The following is a 24,521-nucleotide window of genomic DNA, read 5'->3' as shown; positions in this document are numbered from 1 at the left end:
GTGGATGCCGTTACGAAGTGAAAGGGAAGGTGCTTTGATATGCCGGTAAACAGTCGCTCGAATGCAGTGGTCCAACCCTTGGAAAAGGTTGACTCCTTTGAGGCCTTTCGTCCGAATCGAATCACTGCAGCGTTGCTCATGGCGATCGGTGGGATCCCGGCCTGGGCGGCAGCGGACGCCGGCACTAATACCATCACCTTGCATACGGGAATGCCCACCGCCACCAGCATGGTGACCAACGGCACGGTGACCGACATCACCACCAGCACGGTGCGTGGCAATACTGGCTTCAACTCCTTCGGCCACTTTAACGTCAACGCCGGCAATACCGTCAATCTGCACGTGCCCGCAGGCAAGGCCAATCTGGTCAACCTGGTGCACGACTCGCGCACGGTGATCAACGGTACCCTGAACGGCCTCAAGGACGGCTCCATCGGCGGCAACATCATTTTTGCCGACCCCCATGGTCTGGTGGTGGGTGCCTCCGGTGTGGTCAACGTCGGCAGCCTGACGGTCACCACCCCCAGTACTGCGCAGATGAGCCAGCTGGCTGCCACCATGACCAACGGCAGCGACGCTGAGGGCACTGCGCTGGCTGCCGACCTGATGGCTGGCAAGTACAACGCCGGCGCCGGCGATATCAGCATCCAGGGCCGGGTCAACAGTGCTGGCTCGGTCAATCTGTTTGCCGCCAGCGCTATGGTGGCTAGCAATGGACAAGTGAATGCCGGTGCCCAGGTGTTCCAGGCAACCGTGAACACCATCGGCCTGGTCAACGTCACGGCGGCGCTGCGTCAGGACGGCAACATCCTGATCGTCGGCAAGGACGATGTAACCATCTCCGGCGAGCTGAGTGCGCTGATGGCCAACGGCGGTGGTGGCGGAGTGCAGGTCAACGCACCGGAACTCACCGTTGAATCCACCGGCAAGATCAACACCCGTGCCCTGGCCGGCTCCCAGGAGAAGTCCGGCAACATCAGCCTGCAGGCCAATAGTGACCTGAGCTTCAGTGCGGTCAACGCCGATGGCAGCACGATCAGTGATGTTGTCCAGCTGGAAGCAGCCATTAAGCGCCAGAGCAAGCCGAATCTGGGTTCCAGTCATAGTGTCGCGAAGCTCGATATCAAGGCCGGAGCAGTGCTGGATGCCGGTCACGCCGATGCCGGCAAGGCCGGCAATATCCGCGTCGAAGCCCTGGCTGTGGACAGGCAGCTGGGCGGCTATGCTCAGGCGCATTCTTCCGTTGACATCGCCGGCAGCCTTATCGCTAAGGACATCACGGCGCGTTCAGTCACCCAGGTCAGCGTTGACTCCGGGCTGCTTGGCGAGTTCTTCAGCGTTGGCGAGCTGGAATCCATCATTGCAAAAGTGAAGCTGCTGAACGCTGGCTGGACCGATGAGCGCGCCGCCGAGCACGTCTACACCCTGTTGGTTGATGCAATAGACAGCAGCCACGACAAAGGCACAGTACCGCCGTCGAATTACAGCGAATTCATCACCCTGCTGCCTTATGCCAACTTTGCCGTGGCTGAGGGTACTTCGCGCGTGACTGTTGCCAGTACGGCAAACATCCGGGCTTCGGGTGATCTGCACCTGGGCGCTGAAACCACCCGCAACGTCGACACGGCGAACTTCTCGCTGCCGGTGATCACCAGCAAACTGCCGTTCAACGCCGGTATCGCCTATGGCCGTCTGGCTGGCGAGACCAAGGTCGAGATTCTCGACGATGCCACCATTGAATCCCAGGACCTGAGTCTGCTGGCCCACAGCCAGGACAGCCTGAAAGTCGAAGGCACTGCTGCCACCACGCGCGATGGCGGGGGCAGCAATGCCACCACGCTCTCGGCGGCCTTCAGTATGGCCCATACCGACCTGAAGACCATTGCCAGCGTCGCCCGTAACGCGAACCTGGATGAGGTCGACGGGGATGTCAGCGTCACTGCCCTGACCGAGCAGAGCCTGAGCAATAGCGCGTCTTCCAAAAGCGTTGGCCAGGGTGCCATGGGTGGCCCGGCGGTGGCCCTGACGTTGTTCAACAGCGACACCCGCTCCCGTTTTGACGCCGATCTGGGCGCTCATTCCCTGAGCGTCAACGCGGCCAACGTGGTGTCCGAGCAATCCAACAGCGCCAGCGTTCAGGCAGGCAAGACTACGCTCGACAGCCTGAAAGCCAAGGTGCTGTCGCAGGAAGATTTCAAGAAATTCACCACTGCCATTGGTAACAAGGTCAAGACCTTCCTGGGTATGGAAATCAAGCCCGATGCGGGGCCGGTTGAAAGCCAGCTGCGCTTCGGCTCTGCCGTGGCTGTGGGGATTGCCAATCATCAGGTCGAGGCACGTATTGGCGGTGGCAATCAGGCGCTGCCGCAGAGGCTGGCGCTGGACGGCGACCTGGCGGTCACCGCATTACAGCAGCAGCGCAGCCTGCACAATGGCGCCGAAAGTAAGGTGCTGGCCGACGCCGAAAAGGACGACGGCACCAAGATCGGCATCAGTGTCGCGGCCTCCTACAACCAGCTGACCCAGCACACCCGGGCGCTGATCGCGGACAACACCAGTGTCAACGCCAGCCATATCGGCGTTGCCGCGCGCAATATGCAGGCGCTGGATCTCGCCGGCCTGGATCGCTGGAACTCGCTGGACCAGGTGTTTGAGAATCTCAAGACGCATGTCCCGGGCGCTGCGGCTATCCCGGGAAAGATCGCCAGCGTCTATGCCAATGCCACCAGCAATTCCGAGGAAACCGGTCTGGCCGGCTCGGTGGCGGTGCTCAACACCGATATCGATGCCATTGCCTGGGTCGGTGACAACGTCACCCTGACCGCAACCGCGACCGACAACAACTGGCAGGCCAATCCCTATGGCTTCCTCCCGGTCATTAGGGATAAGGACAACAACGAAGACAAGGCACGCAAGGCCTTGCGTGAGTTTGTCTGGGCCTGGGACTCGGCCGTGGATGTCAGTGCCGCCAATCAGATCCAGCAGCTGGCGATTGCCGGCAACATTTCATTAGCCCTGTTCGGCAACAGCTCCGATGGCAAGGCTGTCGGTGGCGGCGTTAACGTACAGGTCAGTAACAACCAGGCCAGCGCCGGTATTGGCGCCAACGGCACGGTCAAGGGCAAGCGGGTGGATGTGACCGCCACCCAGGAAGAACTGATCATCGGCATCACACCCTCGGCTGGAAAGGGCGCCAGTGTCGCCGGCACAGGCGCGGTGGTGGTCAGCGTAGTTAATTCCGACATCAACGCTTCGATTCACAACAGCACCCGTGTTGATGCCGAGCAAGTAGGCATTACAGCTGATCACAAGCTGGGTCTGTGGAGCGCTGCCGGTGCGCTGGCGGTTTCCAATGAAACCGGCATCGGCGCCGGGGTCGCAGTCAACGTGCTGCACACCGATGTGCAGGCGTTGGTTGGCGATAACCGCAGTCTGCGCAGCAGTGCCTTGGGTACGGGTGCCGCAGGCATTAGTAATGCCCGCTGGGTGGTCGACGAGCTGCTGGTGAATGCCGAGAGCACTGGTCAGGTCGGCGCTTTTAGTGTCGCTGGCGCTGTGGCGCGTACGGCCGAGGAGCAGGCAAAGCAGGATGAGGCTGATGCCGAGAGCGCCGATAAGGGCGTGATGGGCGCGGTCGAGGAGATTGGCAAGGGCCTGCTGCAGATGGTCTTTGGCGATGCGTCGGCGGGTCTGCAAAACGGCATCGCCGGTGCCAAGGGCGGAGCCACCAGCATCAAGGACACCATCGTCAGCGTCCCCGATAAGATCGGTGAGGTGGTTGACAAGATCAAGGGCCTGTTCGACGACAAGCCTGACCCTGGCACCGGCAAGACCAAGCAGTCGCTGGCGCTGGCTGGCTCGGCCAGCGTCAACGTGGTGGGCCAGAAGACCCGCGCTCAGCTGGGTGATATCGTCCTTGATCCGCGCGATCCGCCAAGTAAGGGCAGTAAGGTCACGGTACTGTCACTCAATCAGACCAACCAGCTCAGCGGCTCGGGCAGTGGTGCCTTCACCCTCGCCGGTGGCCAGCGCAGCCAGAGCAGCGCGGCCATTGCCGGTGCGATCGCCTACAACCACCTGTATAACCTGACCCAGGCGCAACTGAAGAACGCCACGCTCAACGACAATGACCTGCTCAAGATCCAGGCTGCCAGCGCCGGTGATCAGGTCGCCATGGGCCTGGGTATCGCAGCGGCTACCGCCGGCAATGACAATACCTCGGTGGCCATGTCGGTCTCCGGCGGGGTGATCACCAACACTACCGCGGCGTTGGTGCTAGACAGCATCGTCAAACAGCGTACCGGGCTGAATCAGGGTATTGCCGTCACAGCCTACGACCGTAGTCGTACCCTGCTGGGTGGCGGTTCCTTCTCACTGGCCACCGGTTCCAACGGCAGCGCCAGCAGTGTCGGCGGCTCCCTGGTGCTGGCGGTACAGAAGAACAAGCTGTCTGCCGATTGGCTCGGCAGCACGGCAACCGGTTTCAATCGCCTGGATGTCTCGGCTAACAGTGCCGCGCGCTTGCTGGCAGGTGCCCTTGCCGTCGCGGTGACCACTGGACAGAACAGCAATTCTGCCTCGGGCGCGATTTCCCTGGTGATCGTCGATAACGACGTGCGTGCTAAGGTCGACAAATCCGACACAGGCGATTCCTCCCTGAGAGGTGGTGACGTCAACGTTAACGCCCAGAGCGTTACCGGCCTGTCCGCGCTGGACGGCCTGTTCTCCCAGGCCGGACTGACCGCCCTGAGCCATACCGAACTGGACCTGGATGGCGCGCAGACCACCCAGCAAATCGACGGTGGGATCGATACCCAGGATGATCTGTTTGCCGAAGACGGTTCGACCACCGGCAATACCACCGAACAGAAACTGTTCAGCGGGCAGATTGCCGGTGAAGCCGTGCTGGCGATCGCCGGTAACGTGGCCGCCAGCAGCGGCAAAACCTCGGTAGGCGGCGCAGTCAGCGTGGTCTATACCGGCAGCGATTACACGGCCAGCCTGGCCAACACCGCGGTGGATCTGATCGGCGACCTGAGCGTCAACGCTGGCAACAGCACCGAGGTACTGGCCGCGGCTATCGGTGCTGCGGGTGCCAAGGAAAACGCCGTGTCGGGCTCCGCCACCGCAGTGGTGGCGCGTGGCAGCATCAATGCCAACGTCGACATGACCGGCAAGACCCTCAAGGCCAACAACCTGACGGTCAAGGCCGCCAAGGGCGGTGGCGCCTACTCGCTGGCCGGTAACATCACGGGCAGCTCCAGCAACGCCTCGGTGGGCGGTGCGATCAGCCTCAGCGACATGCAGCAAACCGCTGCCGCGACCGTCGACAACGGCAATTACACCCTGACCGGCGACGTCGACATTGGCGCCGCCCTGCAGAGCCGCATCATGACCGCGGCACTGTCCGGCCAAGTGTCCGGCAGCGGTTCGGCGGTGGGTGGTGCGATCACCTTCAACCGCATCGCCGACACCACCACCGCACTGTTGAACAACGCCAGCATGACGGCGCGTGATCTATCGATCAGTGCCAGCCAGCCGGGCCTGGGCGCTAGCATCTGGTCGATCGCTTTCAACCTCTCCGCAGCGGGCGGTCAGGCCGGCGTGGGCGGTGCCGTTGCAGTCAACCTGATTGATGCCGAGCGCAGCGCCAGTCTGACCAACAGTGACGTTGAACTGCGCGGCTCGGCCGACCTCAGATCGTCCCTGGATGGCGAAATCTGGGGTGTCGGTATTGACGCTGCCGGTGGCAACACGGCCGGTGTCGGTGGCTCCATCGTGGTCAATGTGATCGACGGTGAAGACAAGGTTCTGATCGACAACAGCCGTCTGGTGACCACTGGAATCGGCAAGACCTTGGATCTGGACGTCAGCGCTGGCAACGGACTGACCATCGCCTCGCTGACCGGTTCGGTGAAGGGTGGCGGTACTGCTGCGGTGGGTGGCGCGATTTCCGTCAATCGGATCGGCGCCGATCGCATAGCTCTGATCCGCAACAGCCGCGAGATCAGCGGTTTCTCCCATGCCAGCCTGCACAGCGGCGCGAAGCAGAACATTTATGCCATCGCCTTGGCGGGTGGCGGTGCCGGCACCGTGGCGGTCAACGGCTCCTTCACAAGCAACGTGTTGCAGGGCACCGAACGTGCAGCCATCGAAGGCAGCACCCTGAATGTGGGCGCGCTGGATCTGTCGGCGGCCATTGGCGATCGGACCATCTGGAGTTTGGCTGGTGCCTTCGGTGGTGCGGGCACCACGGCGGTGGGTATCGCCGATACTAACAACATTATCCTTTCCAAGCGCCTGGCCGAGGTCATCGACAGCGACCTGACCGTCGGAGGCCCCCTGACCCTGGCCAGCGGTGGTTCTTCGAACATCCGCTCGGTTGCAGTCGGTGCCGGTGGTGCCGGTACTGCGGCAGTCGGTGGCTCGGTTGCGATCAACGTGATCGAAGGCGAAGAGCGCGCCGAGATCAAGGAATCCGACGTTGAGGCTGGATCGGTGCTGGTCGACGTCAGCCGCGGCGCCGCCGACGTTAAGACCCTGGCCGGCAACGCCCAGGGCGCTGGCACTGCGGCTGTAGGCGCGGCCATTGCAGTCAGCACCATCAACCAGAAGCGTATCGCGCGGATTGTCGACAGCAGTCTGCTGCTGGGCGCCGGCAATGCGCTGGTCAAGGCCGCCACCGACGGCAACATCCTGACCCTGGCGGTTGCTGGCGTGGGTGGTGGCAGTGCAGGTGTCGCCTTCTCCAACACCAGCAACAACATTGCAGCGCAGACCCGTGCCGAGGTTACCGATAGTGGCGGCTCGGCCGGCAACTTCGAGATTTTGGCCAGCGACACCTCAAGCATCCACGCAGGCTCCGGCGGTGTGGCCGGTGCCGGTAGCGCCGCAGTGGGTGTGGGTACCGCGATCAACCGCGTCGACAGCGAGATCCATGCAAGCCTGACCGGCAACCTCGGTGCCGGCTGGGCGTTGCGTAATCTGCGTGTCGACGCCAACTCCAAGGCCAACATCATCGCCGGCATCCTCGCTGGCGGCGGGGCCGGCACTGCAGCGGTCTCCACCGTGGCGGCCACCAACATCATCCAGACCCTGACCCAGGCACGTATCGGCGGCGGGGCGCAGGTGCTGGCGCAGAACAATATCGCGGTCAGTGCGCGCAACCTCGACAGCATCCTCGGCTCGGCGGTCTCTGCTGCCGGCGCCGGCAACGCGGCCATTGCTGCCCTGGCCACGGTTAACGTGGTGGAGACCAACACCAAGGCGTTTATCGACGGTTCGGGCACTTCCGTCAGCGCACAGGCGGCGGATGCCAGCGATAAGCTGCTTGTGGACAGCGGGGCGCTGAACAACGCCCCGGGCGATGACTACGAGTGGATCCAGGCCGAACAGTTCAACCCTTACCCGAACCTGTCGATCCGTCAGCATCAAATTACCGGTCTGGCAGTGCAGGCCAGTTCGGTTCAACAGGTCGGCCAGATCGCCCTGTCCGCCAGTCTGGCAGTGGTGCCGCTGGCCAGTGCCGCAGTCTCCGGCGTGGTCAACACCACCGTGCTGGGCGGCAGCACCCTGGGTTATATCGACGGCGCGCGGATCAACCAGGCCGCAGGCGCGGGTACCGCCCAGAATGTCCGCGTCGGTGCCAACAGCCACAGTTACACGGCTGGCTACCTGGCTGCCGTGGCCGGCGGCCCGAGTGCTGCGGCAGTCGGTGCGGGTGTCGACAACACGATCATCAGCCGCCTGACCCAGGCGCGCCTGAGCGGCTTGCAATTGAACAGCCGGGGCTTGACCGAGGTATCGGCCGGTTCGGGCCAGTATGTCTCGACCATCATCGCCAGCATTTCCGGCGCCATCGTGGCCCCGGGTATCTCTTCCAGCCTGGTCATCCTCAAGGGTGAAACCGAGGCATTGGTCAATGGCGCCAGCCAGCTGGATGTCGGTTCGCTCAAGGTCAGCGCCAGCGCCCTGCAGCGCCTGGCACCGAATGCCACCAGCCTGACCGGAGGTGCAGTGGCGGTGTCCGGCGCCTTGGCGACCCTCTACAACCAAAGCGTCACCCGCGCCTGGCTGGGCGCAGACCTGAACGCTGCGACTGCTGCCCGCACTCGCGTGCTCAGCGGCGGCACCGAGGTGACGGCCAACAACAGCACTGGCATCGCCATGAATGTGGCCAGTGCCGGCGGCGGCGGTATGGCAGTCGGGGGTTCGATTGGCATCGCAGTGGTGGAAACCACCACCGAAGCCGGCGCCAGTCAGGTTGACTTTGGTCAGGGCGGCCGGCCGCTTGGCCACCTGTCGATCAGCGCCAAGGACAGCCTGAATGTCCGCAACACCGTCGGTGCGGCGGTGGCGGGCAGCAGCAGCGTTGGCGGCAGCGCCAACGTGCTGGTGGCCAACAGCGCCACCCGTGCACTGTTCGATCGCTCAACCCTGGTCGGCAACCAGTTCACCCTCAGCGCTTTGCGCGAGGGCGACATCCGCCTGAACACCGTCACCGGCTCGGTCGGCAGCAGCGCCTTGGGCGGCAGCATGGGCTTGGTACTGCTGGGCTCCGGCGCGACCTCCGTGAGCGCTGGTGATGAAAATTTCAACGCCATGGATGAGCTGGACAAGGGTGGTAACGGCAGCCTCAGCCAGGCCAACAGCATCAGCCAGGCCGACAAGACCGGCGATCTGACCTACGACGCCTACGAGTGGAACGACAGCACGCAAAAGTACGAGCTGGTGAGCAAAACCGATTCGGCGACCAAGAATCGCGTGAACAGCAACAAAACCGACCTGGGCGATCGTTTTGACGCAGGCAGCCTGCGCAAGCATGAGACCCTGGCCCGGGTCAGCGACAGCAGCATCACCACCACCGGCGCCAGCACCGTCAAGGCCGAGGACAAACTCTTCAGTCGCAACCTGACCGGCGCCGCGGTAGCCGGTGTTTCCGCAGTGGGCGGCGCCTTCGGCCTGACCCTCTCCAATGCCCGGGTCACTGCCGAGTTGCTCAATGGCAGCCTCAACGCTGCTTCGCTGGATCTGTCGGCCAAGTCCGGCAATCTGCGTGCCGGCAGTCCCGCGGTGGAAGTGCACAGCCTCAGTGGCGTGGCCGGCTTCGGTGCGGGCCTCGGCGCGGCGGTTGGCGTGGCAGTGATGAACAATCAGGTCAACGTCGGTCTGGACGGTGCAGTCAAGACCAGCGGCCTGCTCAAGGGCCTGGCCGAAGACAGCCAGTCGCTCAAGGTGCAGGCGCTGGGTGCGGCGGTGGGTGCCGGTGCCGGTGCCGGCCTGGTGCTGGGTGTCGCGGCGCATGACAGCCGGGTCAACCTGGACGTTGACGCCGGTGCTGCACTGGAAGCCGGTAGCGACCTGGATCTGACCAGCACCTCGCAGGGTGCCGTTGAGCTGATCGGCCGCGGCGCTGCCGGCGGGATTCTGGCAGGCATCAACGCCACCGTGCTGATCGCTCGCGACCAGAGCCGGGCGAACCTCACCGTGGGCAACGGCGCCAGCCTCAAGGCAACCAACCTGTTGACGCTGAGCGCGACGGCCAGTCCGAAAATCAAGGCCAGCAGTCAGGGTATTGCCCTGGGTGGTTATGTCGCCGCCGGGGCGTCGGTGGTCGATGCGCTGGCCAAGGCCAGCGCTGCTCTGAGCCTGGGCGCTAATGCCTTGCTGACGGCACGCAGTGCCGATATCTCGGCCAACATCGCTCGTCAGGACGGGGCCAGCAGTGCCGAGGTTGATGCGCTGGGCATTTCCGGTGGCTTCGGTGTCTCCGCCAATGCGGTGGTGGCGCGCGCCGTCAACGAAAGCACGAGCCTGGTCGAAAGTGCCAGCAGCACCCGCTTCAACGGTACCGGTGGTGATTGGGAACTGCGCGCCACCAGCGACGTACACCAGCGGGCCAAGACCCAAGGCTATGCCGGCGGCCTGCTGACCGTCGGCGCGCACGTTTCCGAAGCACTGTCGGATACCCGTACCCAGGCGCTGGTCAACGGCGTTTTCAACGGCGATATCCAGCTGCTGCGCGTGTCGGCCACCAGCCTGGTGGACAACGAGGCGCGCTCGCAGGCCGGCCAGGGTGGCCTGGTCAGTGGCGCGGCGTCGATCGCCAATACTCGCGATACCGGCACTACCCGCGCGCAGCTGCTGGCAGTGGGCAGTGGCGGCAGCGCGGCGCGCTTGCAGAACCTGCAGCTCAGCGCGCTGCACACCTCGCGCTTCAACGCCTTTGTCGACAGCGTCAATGCGTCCCTGGTGGGCGCCAGCGGTGCCCACGCCAAGAACACCCTGACCCTGACCACCGAAAGCCTGCTGGCGGCCGGTTCGAAGATCGACAGCTATGGCTACGATCAGAGCGCCCAGGCCAAGGTGATAAAGGCGGCGAGCAGCGATTACAACGTCAAGTCCGGCTCCGGCGGCGTGCTGGATGCGGCGGCCGCGCTGAGCACTTCGACCATCAGCCTGACCACCCTCAGCCGCGTCGGCAGCAATGCCCAGGTGAACCTGGTCGGCGACTTCCGCACGCCCGAGCATCTGCGTGTCTCGGCGTTCAATGATGTCTTCGCCCGTGACCGCGTCAAACTCGACAGCGGCGGTGCTATTGCCATCGCCAAGGCAGACTCCAAGGTCGATGTCACCCGCGCCAACGCAACCGTGGACATCGAAAGCGGCGCCAAGCTGCAGAGCATTGGCGACATCATCCTCAGTGCCAGTGGCGTGTACGACATCGACACCCACAGCGCCGGCAAGACCTGGGGCCTGGCTGGCGCCGCGATGGGCGACAGCCTGTCGCGCGTGGTGGCCAATTATGCGGTCAACGTCAAGGCTGGCAGCAGTATGCTCGGCTATGGCGACGTCAAGCTGTATGCCGGTCAGGACCTCGCCGGCGGTTCCAACCAGGCGACCCTGGTGGCGCGCACCGACCTGTGGAACAACACCGCCTTCCCGGTGGTGAACGATCCGGGTGCCGACGCCCGTTACCAGCGCGATGCGCGGGTCACGGTGGACGGCGGGGCGAACGTCAACAGCGTGGGCGATATCTATGCGCACGCCGACAAGGGCTACGGTAATCTGCTCGGCAAGGGCATCGCCAAGGATCTCTACACCGAGGCGCTGAACGCCATCGGCCTGTCCGTGGAGCGCTCCGGCGGTTCGGCGGTGAACGTCCATTCGGCGGTGGTCACGGTCAATGGCAACCTCAACACCGGTTACCTGAACAATCGTTCGGTCACCGTCGAAGGCCTCAGCTACTGGGTCAACGGCGTCGAAATGACCCTGCAACAACTTGCTTCGCGGACGCCGGCCCCGGGCGACACCATCGAAGTTCGTCCGGTCGTCACCACCAGCGACACCAATATCACCTACCGGTTGATCGAGGGCACCTACTCGCAATACATCAGTGCGCGGATCGATCAGATCAACAAGCAGCTGGTGGACTACGGCATCTCCGAGATCGAGCGCACGGCCATGCAGGCCGAGCGCAACCTGCTGCAGCAGACCCTGACCAAGCTGTATCGGGAAATGGGTGGCACCGGCACTGCGAGCCTGGCCAAAGACCAGAAGATCTACATCTTCCAGCTCGACCCGATCCTGGCCAAACCGGGCAACGTGCGGGTGGTTGGCGACTCGCTGGTCGGCAGCGGCAAACTCAGCGCGCCGGGCGATGCCTCGATTCGCGTGGTCAACAACAGCTCGGCGTTCCTGGACATTCGCGGTCTGGAAATCCCCTACCATGAGGGTGGCCAGCTGCTGTTCAACAACGTTTCGCTGACCACCGTCGGCGAAATCAACGCCGCCAACCGCCAGGGCAGTGCCAATTTCAGTCTGACCGTTTCGGCCACTTCGCCCGAGCCGGTGATCAGCGTGATCAACACCTACAACCCGCAGCATGGGGTGGTGGGTGTGGATGGCCTGCGTGCCCCGGCGCCGGACATCTACATCAACGGACGGATCTTCAACCAGCGCGGCGAAGTGAGTGTTACCGCCTCCTACGGCAGCATCTATTCAAACGCCGACGTGCGTGGCAAGACCATCGCCATCAGCGCCGGTCGTGATTTCGTGCTCAACTCGAGCACGCCGTTCTACCACGCCGGTGGTGATCCGGCGGGCAGCACCGGCACCACCCTGCAGGCGCCGACCAAATCCACGGTGGCAGCCAACAACGTGGTGATCAGCGCCCAGTACCTGAACATCAATGGCACCATCCAGAGCGGTGCAGCCAGTTGGGCGGCGACCATCGATGACAGCGTCAGCCTGGCCAACCGCATCAGCAACGGCCGCGCAGCCTACAACCGCGGCGGCGCGCGTTACCTGCAACTGTCGACCACCGATGCACGCACCGGCCGGCTGGGCTATAGCTACGACTTCCTGAACGAACGCCTGGTGATGGACAGCGTCGAGGTGTCCGGCGGCTATATGGAGCTGACCGGCCACATCCTCAGCACCGGCAACGGCCAGCTCAACGTGCTGGACGGCTATTCGCAGGTGCGCATCACCAATAACAGCAGCTATCAGCTGAGTCTCAACACCATCGACATCGGTATGGAGACCCACGGCACGCTGCGCATCAACGACGTGCGCACCTCGGGCAACCAGCAGTATGTCTGGTCGACGGTTTACACCCGTGATTTCGATGCGGCGCGCAATGCTTATGTGGTCAACAAGCGCGAGGGATACAGCCAGGGTGTGCTGGACGCAGCCATGAATTACGTGGCAACGGGCCGCAACGCGGTTTACAACCCGGTCGCAGGGCGTAGCTACGTCTGGCTGACCGGTCAGAAACAGGCCACCACCACCGTTGAGACCTACTACAAGGACAAGGTCTGGGGACTCTTCAATTCCGGTGAAGGTACGCTCTGGGACAGAAAAGTCTGGACCGATCCGGCCAAGGTACCCATCGACGGTGCCGACTACATGGGCACCGGGTTCTACGGCACGCCCGGGGACATCCACAGCACCAGCACCACCTTCCCCTCAGGTGATCCGCGCGTTGAAACACGTACCTGGACCACCTGTGAAGCCTGGTTCCTGTGGTGCCATGAAAAACGCAGCTGGAACGAAACCACCAGCGTCCAGGGTGAGCAGGTCATTCATCGCAATCAGGTGCGTGCCGACCGGCCGATCAATATCAGCTTCATCGGCAGCGACACCGGCCTGGTCAACATCAACTCGGGCCGTGACGTTACGCTGCTGGGCTCGATCCTGAACCAGAGCGGCAGCACCAGCATTACCACCGGTGGCCAGCTGTTGCAGAACTCCGACCAGGTCGTGGTTGCTGCGCGGGATCTGACCCTGCAAGCGGGCTACGGCATTGGTAACGATGGCAAGGGCTTCGCGGTGCAGGTGGGCAACACGCTCTCGGCTGCTTCGGCACAGGGCGATCTGGTACTGCGCGCACTGGGTGGTGGCGTAAACCTGTCCAAACTGGAGTCCGGCCGCGGCAACATCAGCCTGAGTGCCCAGGGCAATATCACTGCCGGCAACGGCGTGACCATCAAGGGTCATGCCATCAACCTGCAATCCAGCCACGGCAGCATTGGTAGCAGTGGCAGCCTGATCAACATCGACACCGGCTATTCCACCGGCGCCATGGCTGGCGCAGCGGCGCTGAATGCCGGCGCAGTGGGCGGCATCTTCCTCAACGAAGTCAGCGGCGACCTGGCGGTGGACCGGGTCATCGCTGGCGGCGACGTGCACCTGCGGGTCACCAATGGCGACCTGCTGGATGCCAACACCACGCTGAGTTACGACACCCGTACCCTTGCCGAAATGCAGGCCCTTTGGGCCGACATGGGCCTCACCGGCCCCGCTGCGCAGGCTGCACTGGACGAGCAGAAGCGTGTATTGGAGGAAAGCGGTCAGCGCAGCTACGAGCGCTACTGGCAGATGCGTACCGACGGCCTCGGCAACGTCCAGGTCTTCGACGAAAGCCAGGCGCTGCTGGGTGCCAACCAGGTTGCACAGCTCAAGGTACTGGGCTGGAGCGATGACCAGATTGCCCAGGAGCAACTGCGCCGGGTCAATGAATACAGCGCGCTGCATGACCGCTTCGACTCGGCCAACGGCTACGACGCAAGCTTCCGCTACCAGTTGAGCACGGCAGAACTCGCCAAGCTCGATGGCACCGCGGAATGGACGCCGGATCAGCTGCAGTTCTCGATCTCCTCGGCACTGCTCAACCGCGGCACCAACACCCAGGTCAAGCTTGAGCAGCTGAACATCGAAGGCAACAACGTCATCCTTGAAGCACGGCGCATCGGCAAGGTGCTGGACGCCGACGTGCTGGTGGACCTGGGCGCCGGCATCGGCAACCTGACCACCGCGCAACTGGCAGCGCTGGCAGGTGCCGAGCACGACGACGTCTACTTCGATGACATCAACGACAAAACCAAGCTGCGTATCGTCCAGCGTGACGATGTCAACATTGCGGCACGCGGCAATCTGTCTGTGACCGCCACCGGCGATGTCTTCCTCGGCGGCGAACGCGATCTCAACCTGTACAACGTGCAGGGCGACACCATTCACATCAAAACCAACGGCAACATCGAAAGTGCCAATGGCCAGAACGTGGTGCTGCGCGGTCATGACGTGCTGCTGGAATCCTCGGCCGGCTCGATCGGTGGCAACGGCGCGGTCAATATCAGCATTACCGGTGACCTGACTGCCCGTGCTCAGCTGCTGAACCTGGTGGCCCACGGCAACCTGAGCATCCAGCGTCTGACCGGCCTTAACGGCATCACCCTGGGTGTGACCGGCGGCAACCTGACCTCCGCCAGCCAGATGGGTGAGAATCTGCTGGGCGGCGACATCGCCCTGACCGTGTCCGGCGATGTCGGCAGCTTCAGTGACCGTGTCCAGCTCGGTACCTCCGGCATCGGCCAGCAGATCACGCTGGATATCGGTGGCGACGCCTACCTGGGCGGCTTGCAGGGCGCAGCCAGTGCGCCTGGCGTGCTGACGGTGGGCTCCGCCACGGTCGGCGGCCTGCTCGATATCGGTCAGACCCGCGACCTGCAACAGACCGCTGACTGGAACCTGGGCAGCCTGGTGTTGAACCTGGCTAACCAGTGGAACATGACCAGCGGCACCAGCCTGGCAACCCGCAATGGCATCTTCGCGCGGGTCAGCAATGGGGCCACCCTGGGCAACCTGTCCGCCACCGCCAGCGGCGCCAATATCGATATCCAGGCACACCAGCTGCAGGCCAATGCGGCCGGCCGCACCTGGACCGCTGCCAACCAGCTGACCCTGCTCAGCCATGGCGATATCGGCAGCCCGACCTGGAAAGTCGGCGTCGGTGGTCTCGATCTGGACATCACCAGCAGCCAGGGAGCGCTCTACCTGACCCTGCTGGGTGGTATCCAGGAAGGTTCGCTGACCAGCGCCTTGGCGCAGTTCCTCACCAGCGCCGGCAACGTCTCGCTGGATTCGGTGACCAGCCGCAACGCGCAGGTTGTGCTTGACGGTGTCGGCGCCGTGGCCATCGACAGCCTGAACGCCAGCCAGGATCTGGACCTGTCCGGTGACAGCCTGAGCCTGGGCGCCGCTAACAGCGCCCTGGGTGACGTACGGATCGACTTCAGCGGTGCGGTCAGTGCCGACGAACTGCACAGCGCCACGCGTTCCGTGTGGATCGACGCCGGCGGCACGGACCTGGGCAACGTCACCGCGGCCACTACGCTGGACGTGCATGCCACCACCAATGCGCTGCGCATCGGCACCGGCACCAGCGGCGGCAACCTCACCCTGACCACGCTGGCCGGGTCGTTGGCCGACATTCACTTTGGGCCGCTGGCCGATCCGGCCGCGCCGAACGTGCTGGTGCCGTCGCACCTGAAGTCCGGTGCGGACATCCTGGTGCGTGCCGACGGCGACGTCTTCGGCGGCAACGCCGAGGCCGAAGGGCTGCTGCAGATGTTTGGCCGCAACCTGCGCTTTGGGCGTGCCCAGAGTCTGCAGGGTGATGTCTTCCTGCAAACCAACGGTGACGCCAGCCTGGGCCACGGCAACATCGATGCGCTCAAGGTGGACGCTGCAAACGACGTCGGTATCGTCGCCACCGGCAACCTCAGCGTGGTCAACGTCGATTTCGGCGGCACCTACTCCCTGCGCGCTGGTCGCGACCTCACCGTGGGTGTCGGCGGCGACCTGAACGTCACCGGTGTAGCTGAAGCAGGCCGCGACCTCACCTTCACCGTCGGCGGCGAGATCGATCTGGAAGCCATCCGTGCCGGCCGCAATGTGCTGGTCACCTCCGGAGGCGCGGTCAACCTGACCCAGGGCGTCGATGCCGGCGGGACAGTGACCATCACCGCTTCCGGTGGTGGCATCACCATGGGTACCGGCATCCATTCCAGCGGCCTGTTCGAGGGTGCGGCAGTGAATGGCGACGTGTTGCTCAGTGCGGCGGGCGACGTCAGCGTACCGAGCATCTTCGCCGGTAACGGCCTGATCAGGGTCGCCGGCCAGGACCTCAGCCTGAATCAGCTCAATGCCAGCCACGACATCGATCTGCTGGCCAGCGGCGCCATCCGCGTCGGCACCAGCCAGAGCGGCGGCAATCAGAGCTGGTTCGCTGACGAGGACATTGGCTTCACCCGTCTGCTGGCGGCCGGTCAGGTGCTGCTCGACAGCATCCTCGACACTCGCGGCAATGAGCTGGTGGCAGATCAGGGCGTGACCATCAATGCCGGCTGGCGCAATGCTATGGCCGGTCCGGGCAGCATCGACGTCGACCGGATGCAGGCGCCGACCATGAGCCTGTGGGCGGGCAATCTGATCCGGGTAGCGGGTGCCGGCATCGGCCAGAGCGCCGATTTACATGGCCAGGATATCGAGCTGTATGGCCAGCATACCGGTGCAGGCCAGTTGAACCTGGATATCACCGGCAGCGGCGATGCCATCGCCAATCGTCTGGTTCTCGGCTTGCAGGCTGGCCAGGTGCAGATCGCCCAATTACACGTTTCGGACAGCCAGGTGCAGATGAGTGGTGCCCAGTTGGCGATCGACGATGCCCAAGGCGTGGATCGCATGCGTCTGCAAACCTCGCAGGCGATAATCCTGATGAACAACGCCAGCCCGGCTTATCTGGGCGGCGCTGACATCCAGCTCTACGAGAAGGATCGTGCCTTCAGCTTCGCGCAGAACCAACTGACCAGTACTACCAACGCCTATGTACTGCACCGTGCCTACACGCACCAAGTACTTGTGCCGAACTTCATGGAAGATCACGAAGGCGCCGGTGGCATTCAGTACCAGGGCATGACCGCGGCACGCTATGGCGAGCAGTTCCTCTCCAACGGGTTCACCTTAGCGCGACTGGCATCGCTACTTGATGCTGCTGCATTGCGCGTCCCCGGCGGTGGCTGGGTCGCCAATTGGCAGCTCCAACCTGCTGAGCTACGCATCAATCTCGACCTGCCAGAACAGCCGTCGACCAGTGAAGAGGTTAGCAAGTGGGAAATTTGATCAAGGGTCACTGGGCCGGGCTGAGCGTTGTCGGACTGTTGGTCGCTGCGCAGGCCCAGGCGGCCACACTTATTCCCGCGGGTGTGCCGGGGCAGATCAATCCAAGTCTGCAGCGTAATCAGCAGGAGCAGATCCAGCGTCAGCGTGAAATTGAGGAGCGTGCCCGGCGTATTGAGGTGCCGGCGCTGCAGGGTGAGATAGCGCCATCGCAGGAGTTGCCCTCGGGTGATGAAAGCTTTGTGTTACACGGTATTCACTTCAACCCTTCGGTCTTCATTGATAAGGCGCGGTTGCAGGCATTAGCCAGTGACTATGTGGGTCGTAGCATTAGCTTCAAAGACATCAACGAGCTGTTACGAAAGATCAATACGATCTACGAGTCGGCCGGACAACTGACCGCGCGTGCTGTGGTGCCACCGCAAAGTATCAGCAATGGGGTGCTTAGCATCGTACTGGTCGAGGCGAAGATTGATTCGCTCGGCTGGCAGAAAGCGCCTGAGTACGTAGATGAAGCGTTCTATCGGGAACGCATCGAAGTGACGCCGGGGGAAACACTGGACAGCCCTGCGCTGATGGCTGCTATTTCGCGTTTCAACAGCACTTCACCGGGGCCGCAGGTCAGTGCCAGTCTGGTGCCGGGTCAGGGCTTTGGTACCACCCGGGTCGATCTGCAGGCCTTCGAACCCGATCCGTGGCAGTGGTCAGTGTTTCTCAACAACTACGGCAGCGAAGGCACTGGCCGCGAGCAGTATGGCGGCAGTTTGACCTGGTTTTCCCCGACCGGCGTCGCCGATGCGTTGAATGCCGTAGTGGTCGCCACTTCTGGTTCGGAATATGGCAGCCTGCGCTACAGCCGTCCAATCAACCGTCACAACGGTGTTGTTTATTTCGAGGCCGGCACCAACACCATGAGCATTGAGAAGGGCCCCTTCGCTGCGTTGAATATCGAGGGTGATTCGACCTCCTACGGACTGGGTTACGACCAGCCCTGGTGGGTCGATAAGAACTGGACCTTGCTGGGTGGTATGGCTTACAGCCACCAGACCTCCGAATCGACCATAGATGGCCTGCTGCTAAGCGAGGTGGATATTGATGATGTGATCCTCAAGGGGCAGGTCGAATACCGTGACGGGCCCTGGTATGGCCGCTATGAGCAACGCCTGCGCCAGGCTTCGGCGGACAATGCCGTGAACGGCGAAGGTGATAGCTACCAGTTGCTCAATGGTCTTGGCTACTTGAGCCGCGACATCCAAACCGACTATCAACTGGTTAGCCGATTGTCTTGGCAGTTCGCCACCGACACAGAGAGTCTTCCTTCCGCGCTGCTGTATCAGTTTGGCGGCATCAGCAGTGTGCGGGGTTATGAGTCCGGGGTGATTGCTTCGCCCCAGGGAATAACCCTTAACACTGAAGCCTACTGGCGTTTCAATGACAATTTACAACCATTCGTGTTCTTCGATTACGGTCGGGCGATGGAGCTTGGTACGGCTGATGTTGACCTGATGAGCGTGGGTATTGGGCTGAACTTCAATTGGGGGCGGCATGTCAGCCTGAGCCTGGTCGCGGCCAACACTCTTAAAGATGTAACACCAGATCAGGATAGCGGCCAGGTTCTGGCGCAATTGATCATTCGATAAAAATCAAAATAGGGAGACAAGAGGTAATGACCACGATGCTGCTTTATAAGGAAATCAAGGCGCTCAACCGCGACGAGCACAAGGGCCTGAAAATCAAGCCGGCGACCGACTGCGCTTTTGCAGCGAGTACCCATCTGGTGCCGCTGGCGGGCCTGGAATTCTTCCAGGCGGCGCGACATTACCCGATCGTCTTCATCGGTTCAGACGAGCAGCTGATGCCGATTGCCCTGCTGGGTATGGCCGAAGGCCAGAACAGCTACCTAGATGCATCCGGCCAGTGGCAGGCCAACACCTATGTGCCGGCGTTTGTACGCCGCTATCCGTTCGTGCTCGCCCAGGACGAGACGGACAACTTCACCGTCTGTTTCGATGCCGCTTACGCCGGCTGGAATGAGGAAGAAGGCCGTGAGCTGTTCAACGGCGAGGGCGAGAACACCGAATACCTCAATGAAATGATTCAGTTTTTGCAAAACTTCACCCATGAAATGGAGCGCACTCGTGATCTGGTCAAGGCCCTGAACGAGCTGCAGTTGCTTGTTCCCCGGACTTTGCAGCTAACTCACTCCAGTGGCGAGAGCTTTGTGCTGCGAGACTTTCAGGCCGTTGATGAAACGCGCTTTGCCGAACTCACTGACGAGCAGGTACTAGAATTGCACAAGAAAGGAGTTTTGGGCTGGATTTATGCTCACCTGATGTCGCTGGGCAATGCCAATCAGTTGTTCGACAACTTCCTGAAAAACAAGGCTCAGGAAGATAATTCGGCGGTGCAGCTTCATTGAGTATGTCTAACCGCATCTCCTAAGTAATGGAGTGATGGGTAGGTAAATGTCTGCTCATCATCCACTAGCGATGATGGTTTTGGGCTTGCTCACCTGCGATCTTTGCTGAGTGAAGGCGCGCCACTGACTGCGTAGCGGTTTGCCTGCCGGGGAGCATCCGCGAACCAGTGCTTTCGAGTCGCGGCTGGGAACTCGATTTGACCGATATTCTTCTCCCTTCCGAAGCGGTGGGTGCTGCTCACCGAGCATGCCCCTGCCCTGAAAGCAGTGCTGGCCGGGAACGATACCCTGGAAAGCATCGAGTACACGGATCGGTACATTCGCAATCCGTTCACTGTCGCCCTGCTGGTCGAGGTCCTTGATGCGCTGAAGAAGACGGTCGCGAACGCGGCGGCAAATCCGAAAGTCGCAGTCACTGGCCAACACTACCAAGCGAACTTCCAGGGGCCGAGCCTTCTCTGGCATGACTGGGCAGATCACGAACAGCGCGACGCAGCCCTTTTGGCCGCTCTCGAGTACGTTGGATTCAACGCAGACGTCTATAGCGAGGCTGCGATCGAACATGGGCGCATGTTGCGCCTGACTTTCGAATCGGGGCACCAAGTCCGGATTCGCCTGGACCAGGGCATGTCCTACTGGCGCGCGGATCGAACCCCCGGCCAATCCTACCTAAATGCGTTCAATTTCAAGGCAGATCCTAGTGCGCAGGGAGAGGCTTTGAACCATCTGAAAGTCAATATCGTTTCGACTGACCTTGGTAAGCGTCCGGCCAACTCACCTTCCGAACTCCAGCATTAAGGGCGATGGTGTCCGCGTATTTTTAAGCGGACGCGATAGCCCTTATCGCCGGGATTTCCATGCGCCAACGAAGCTCTTACCCCAAACCGTTCAAGGCCCAGGTTGTTCAGGAGTGCCTGCAACCCGGTGCGACCGTTTCCAGCGTTGCCATCCGCCACGGCATCAATGCCAACGTCATTCGCAAGTGGCTACCGCTTTATCGAGATCAACTGCCAGCGGCGTTGCCGGCGTTCGTTCCTGCGAGAGTTACGCCCAAACGACCAGTTGAACCAGCTGTGATTATCGAGCTACCGCTGGGCGAGCAATCGATCACAGTGAAATGGCCAGCTTCCGATCCTGAAGGATGCGCCCGCTTTGTCCGGGGGCTCGCCCAGTGATCCGTATCGATAGTATCTGGCTCGCCACCGAACCCATGGATATGCGCGCGGGCACTGAAACCGCGTTGGCCCGCGTGGTGGCGGTGTTCGGTGCGGCGAAGCCGCACTGCGCCTATCTCTTCGCAAATCGCCGCGCCAACCGGATGAAAGTCCTGGTGCATGACGGCGTGGGTATCTGGCTGGCCGCGCGGCGATTGAACCAGGGCAAGTTTCACTGGCCAGGCATCCGCCACGGCTCGGAAGTTGAACTCGACACCGAGCAACTTCAGGCGTTGGTACTGGGGCTGCCCTGGCAGCGGGTCGGTGCGGGCGGCGCGATCACAGTGCTGTAGCACCGGCCATTAGCCCATCGGTGTATCTGCGCAGAGCGTCTGTTCTGGCACAATCAGCAGCATGAACTCCTCGCCCAATCTCGACCAACTGACAGCTGAGCAACTGCGCACACTGGCCGCGCAGTTGCTGACGCAGGTCGACGTGATGGGCAAGAAAATCCACCGTGATCAAACCATCATTGAGCAGCTCACACACGAAATCGCTTGGTACAAACGGCACAAGTTTGCCAAGCGTAGCGAGCAACTGAGCCCTGACCAGGGTAGCTTGCTGGACGACCTGCTCGACACTGACATCGCCGCCATCGAGGCGGAGCTGAAAGCCGTCAATCCCCCGGTTGCTCCAGCCGAACCGCGCCAACAACCCAAGCGCACAGCGCTGCCCGCGCAATTTCCGCGAACCGTGATTCGTCACGAGCCGGAGAACACCCAGTGCGCCTGCGGCTGCCAGCTGCAACGCATCGGTGAAGACGTCAGCGAAAAGCTGGATTACACGCCGGGCGTGTTCACCGTTGAGCAGCACGTGCGTGGCAAATGGGCCTGTCGCCAGTGCGAAACCCTGATCCAGGCCCCTGTGCCGGCCCAGGTGATCGACAAGGGCATCCCCACCGCCGGCCTCCTGGCTCACGTGATGGTGGCCAAATTCGCCGACCACCTGCCGCTGTACCGGCAGGAGAAAATCTTTGCCCGTGCCGGCCTGGCCATCGCCCGCTCGACACTGGCGCAGTGGGTCGGACAAACCGGCGTTCAGCTCCAGCCGCTGGTCGATGCCCTGCGCGAAGCCGTGCTGGCCCAAGGCGTGATCCACGCTGATGAAACCCCGGTGCAAATGCTCACCCCAGGCGAGAAGAAAACCCATCGGGCTTACGTCTGGGCCTACAGCACCACGCCCTTCGCCGATCTGAAGGCCGTGGTGTACGACTTCAGTCCCAGCCGTGCCGGCGAGCCTGCGCGCAATTTTCTTGGTCAGTGGAATGGCAAGCTGGTCTGCGACGACTTCGCTGGCTACAAGGCCAGCTTCGAGCAAGGCATCACCGAAATTGGCTGCATGGCCCACGCCCGCCGCAAGTTCTTCGATCTTCACGCGGCGAACAAAAGCCAGTTGGCTGAACAGGCACTGCACGCGATGGGCGGTTTATACGAAATCGAGCGGCAGGCACGGGACATGAGCGATGAAGAACGCTGGCGAATACGACAGGAAAAGGCTTCACCGATCCTCGATACACTGCATGACTGGATGCTGGCCCAGCGTGATCTTGTGCCCAACGGATCGGCCACGGCGAAAGCCTTGGATTACAGCCTAAAACGCTGGGTAGCGCTGACGCGCTACCTGGAAGATGGAACTGTGCCCATCGACAACAACCAGGTCGAAGTGCGACACGAAGTCGCTTAATGAAGTTGTTCCCCTTGGTGGGAACCACCCGTGTCACCGGGTGAATCTAGAAGGCTGAATCAAGAGCGCCTTCGACAATGGAACGAGGCATCGCAAGGTGCGGGGTACCAATCGTGAGAGGCGTACCCTTCTGGCAGCCATGGCCGGACAAGGGCTAGATAGTTGGTATGGTGAACACATGTGAATCTGCGCAACGATCGTTAAGTTGAACGAGCGGAAATGGCTTATACGCTCGAACCAAAAGGTAACGGAGGTGGGAATCGCGTCTTTCGACTACGCATTCGTGACCCACATGCCTCCCGGTCGATAGCAGGCACCTAACCCGACGCACTTCAATAAGCGGAACGTGGAAATCCCGTATCGCTCCCGCCAGGGAAAGCCGTTTGTAAAAACTGCCCATGGCGGTGCGGGCGAAGGAACGGGGAAAAAGCGAACGCCATCCTGTAATGGGCTGGATAGGAGTTGAAACATCACTTCACGCGAAAGCGGGCAGACGTCCTCATGGTCTCTCTTCACACGAGAGTAGGTAGAACCCTTTCAACGGAAGGAGAGCAAATGAACGCAGCAGCATTGGCGTGTGCACCTTCCGGCACGTCGTGGGAAGCCATCGATTGGATTGCCGTACAACGTCGTGTCAGAGGGCTGCAAGCGCGTATTGTGAAGGCTGTACAAGACGGCAGACATAACAAGGTGAAAGCCCTGCAATGGCTGCTGACTCACTCGTTCAGCGGTAAGGCATTGGCCGTGAAACGGGTGTCTGAAAACAAAGGCAAAAATACCCCAGGTGTGGACAAGGTTACTTGGAATACGCCTAGGGCCAAGATCGGTGCGATAGAGTCGTTGAAGCGGCGAGGCTACTCGCCGCTTCCGCTTCGGCGAGTTCTTATCCCGAAGAAAAACGGCAAGACGAGACCTCTCGGAATACCCGCCATGAAATGCAGGGCCATGCAGGCACTCCATCTGCTGGCTTTGGAGCCCATTGCGGAAACGGGTTCGACTTTCTCGGCTGGAACGTGCGCAAGTACAACGGCAAGCTCTTGATCAAGCCTTCCAAGGCGAATATCAGCGCTCACCTTGCCAAGCTACGAGAGTTGATCAAGGCCAACAAAACGATACGGCAGACCAATCTGATAGGTTTGCTCAACCCGGTTCTACGGGGCTGGGCGAACTATCACAGTCATGTCGTCGCCAAGAAGGTCTTCAACCAGGTGGACAGTGCAGTGTGGGAAATGCTCTGGCGATGGGCGGTACGTCGCCACCCTCGTAAGACACGCCGATGGGTGAAGGATCGGTATTTCAAAGTACAAGGGGGGCGTCGATGGGTGTTCTCATGTGCTGAAAAATCCGCCGATGGTCGGAAGCGTCAGTACACGTTATTGGACGCCTCGGACACGCCAATTGTGCGACATATCAAGATCAAGGCCGCTGCCAACCCACACGACCCCGCTTGGGATGAATACTTCGAGTCCCGCTGGGGCAAGAGGATGCTCACTTCCGCGAAAGGTCGAGCCAAGCTGTACCGGATTTGGGTGCAACAGGGCGGTCGGTGCTGCGTCTGCTTCAAGCCGGTGACCAAAGACACACCGTGGCATAGTCGCCATATTGTGAAGCTAGGTCATGGCGGAACGGACGCGGCGGCTAATCTTGAGATATACCACCTGCGCTGCCCGAGGGATGTGCAATTTGCCTATGCCGATGACGTACAACCGGGTGCCTAGAGGTGCCTTAGCGGAGGCTTGAGCCGT

General features: G+C 61.8%; 8 protein-coding genes and 1 pseudogene. All 9 read left to right on the top strand.

Going from position 1 to position 24,521, the window contains the following annotated elements; genetic code table 11:
• Positions 1-39 precede the first annotated feature (39 nt).
• The 9 genes and pseudogenes from ACZRKZ_RS19890 (at position 40) to ACZRKZ_RS19850 (ending at position 24,494) form a co-directional block, all read left to right on the top strand.
• Positions 40-17,463, top strand: coding sequence for a leukotoxin LktA family filamentous adhesin (locus tag ACZRKZ_RS19890; protein ID WP_463982512.1), 17,424 nt, complete (start codon positions 40-42; stop codon positions 17,461-17,463).
• Positions 17,451-19,100 (top strand): ShlB/FhaC/HecB family hemolysin secretion/activation protein, encoded by a 1,650-nt coding sequence (locus ACZRKZ_RS19885; protein WP_463982511.1) that lies wholly within the window; start codon positions 17,451-17,453, stop codon positions 19,098-19,100. Before ACZRKZ_RS19890 ends, ACZRKZ_RS19885 begins: the two co-directional genes overlap by 13 nt.
• 26 nt (positions 19,101-19,126) lie before the next feature.
• Positions 19,127-19,879, top strand: coding sequence for a SapC family protein (locus ACZRKZ_RS19880; protein ID WP_274087432.1), 753 nt, complete (start codon positions 19,127-19,129; stop codon positions 19,877-19,879).
• A gap of 231 nt (positions 19,880-20,110) precedes the next feature.
• Positions 20,111-20,677, top strand: a complete 567-nt coding sequence (locus ACZRKZ_RS19875) for a hypothetical protein (protein WP_463982510.1) — start codon at positions 20,111-20,113, stop codon at positions 20,675-20,677.
• 59 nt (positions 20,678-20,736) lie between these two features.
• Positions 20,737-21,054, top strand: coding sequence for an IS66-like element accessory protein TnpA (tnpA, locus tag ACZRKZ_RS19870; RefSeq protein WP_003282986.1), 318 nt, complete (start codon positions 20,737-20,739; stop codon positions 21,052-21,054).
• Positions 21,051-21,386 (top strand): IS66 family insertion sequence element accessory protein TnpB, encoded by a 336-nt coding sequence (gene tnpB / locus ACZRKZ_RS19865; protein ID WP_003282984.1) that lies wholly within the window; start codon positions 21,051-21,053, stop codon positions 21,384-21,386. The genes tnpA and tnpB overlap by 4 nt, the downstream gene beginning before the upstream one ends.
• A 61-nt stretch (positions 21,387-21,447) precedes the next feature.
• Positions 21,448-22,755, top strand: a pseudogene (tnpC, locus tag ACZRKZ_RS19860) (IS66 family transposase); the annotation flags it as partial.
• Between the two features lie 576 nt (positions 22,756-23,331).
• Entirely contained in the window at positions 23,332-23,817 is a 486-nt protein-coding gene (locus tag ACZRKZ_RS19855; RefSeq protein ID WP_463982509.1) for a reverse transcriptase N-terminal domain-containing protein, read from the top strand.
• Complete coding sequence (locus ACZRKZ_RS19850; protein ID WP_463982508.1) at positions 23,790-24,494, top strand: group II intron maturase-specific domain-containing protein; 705 nt, start codon at positions 23,790-23,792, stop codon at positions 24,492-24,494. Before ACZRKZ_RS19855 ends, ACZRKZ_RS19850 begins: the two co-directional genes overlap by 28 nt.
• Positions 24,495-24,521: the final 27 nt, after the last annotated feature.

It is taken from the genome of Pseudomonas sp. c313 (assembly GCF_055407145.1).
This window is presented reverse-complemented; position numbering and strand designations above follow the sequence as displayed.

Bases quoted from the DNA above. Each gene is read 5' to 3' on its own strand.
- ACZRKZ_RS19890 (WP_463982512.1), top strand. From the start codon at position 40: ATGCCGGTAAACAGTCGCTCGAATGCAGTGGTCCAACCCTTGGAAAAG.
- ACZRKZ_RS19880 (WP_274087432.1), top strand. From the start codon at position 19,127: ATGACCACGATGCTGCTTTATAAGGAAATCAAGGCGCTCAACCGCGAC.
- tnpA (WP_003282986.1), top strand. From the start codon at position 20,737: ATGCGCCAACGAAGCTCTTACCCCAAACCGTTCAAGGCCCAGGTTGTT.
- ACZRKZ_RS19855 (WP_463982509.1), top strand. From the start codon at position 23,332: ATGAACGCAGCAGCATTGGCGTGTGCACCTTCCGGCACGTCGTGGGAA.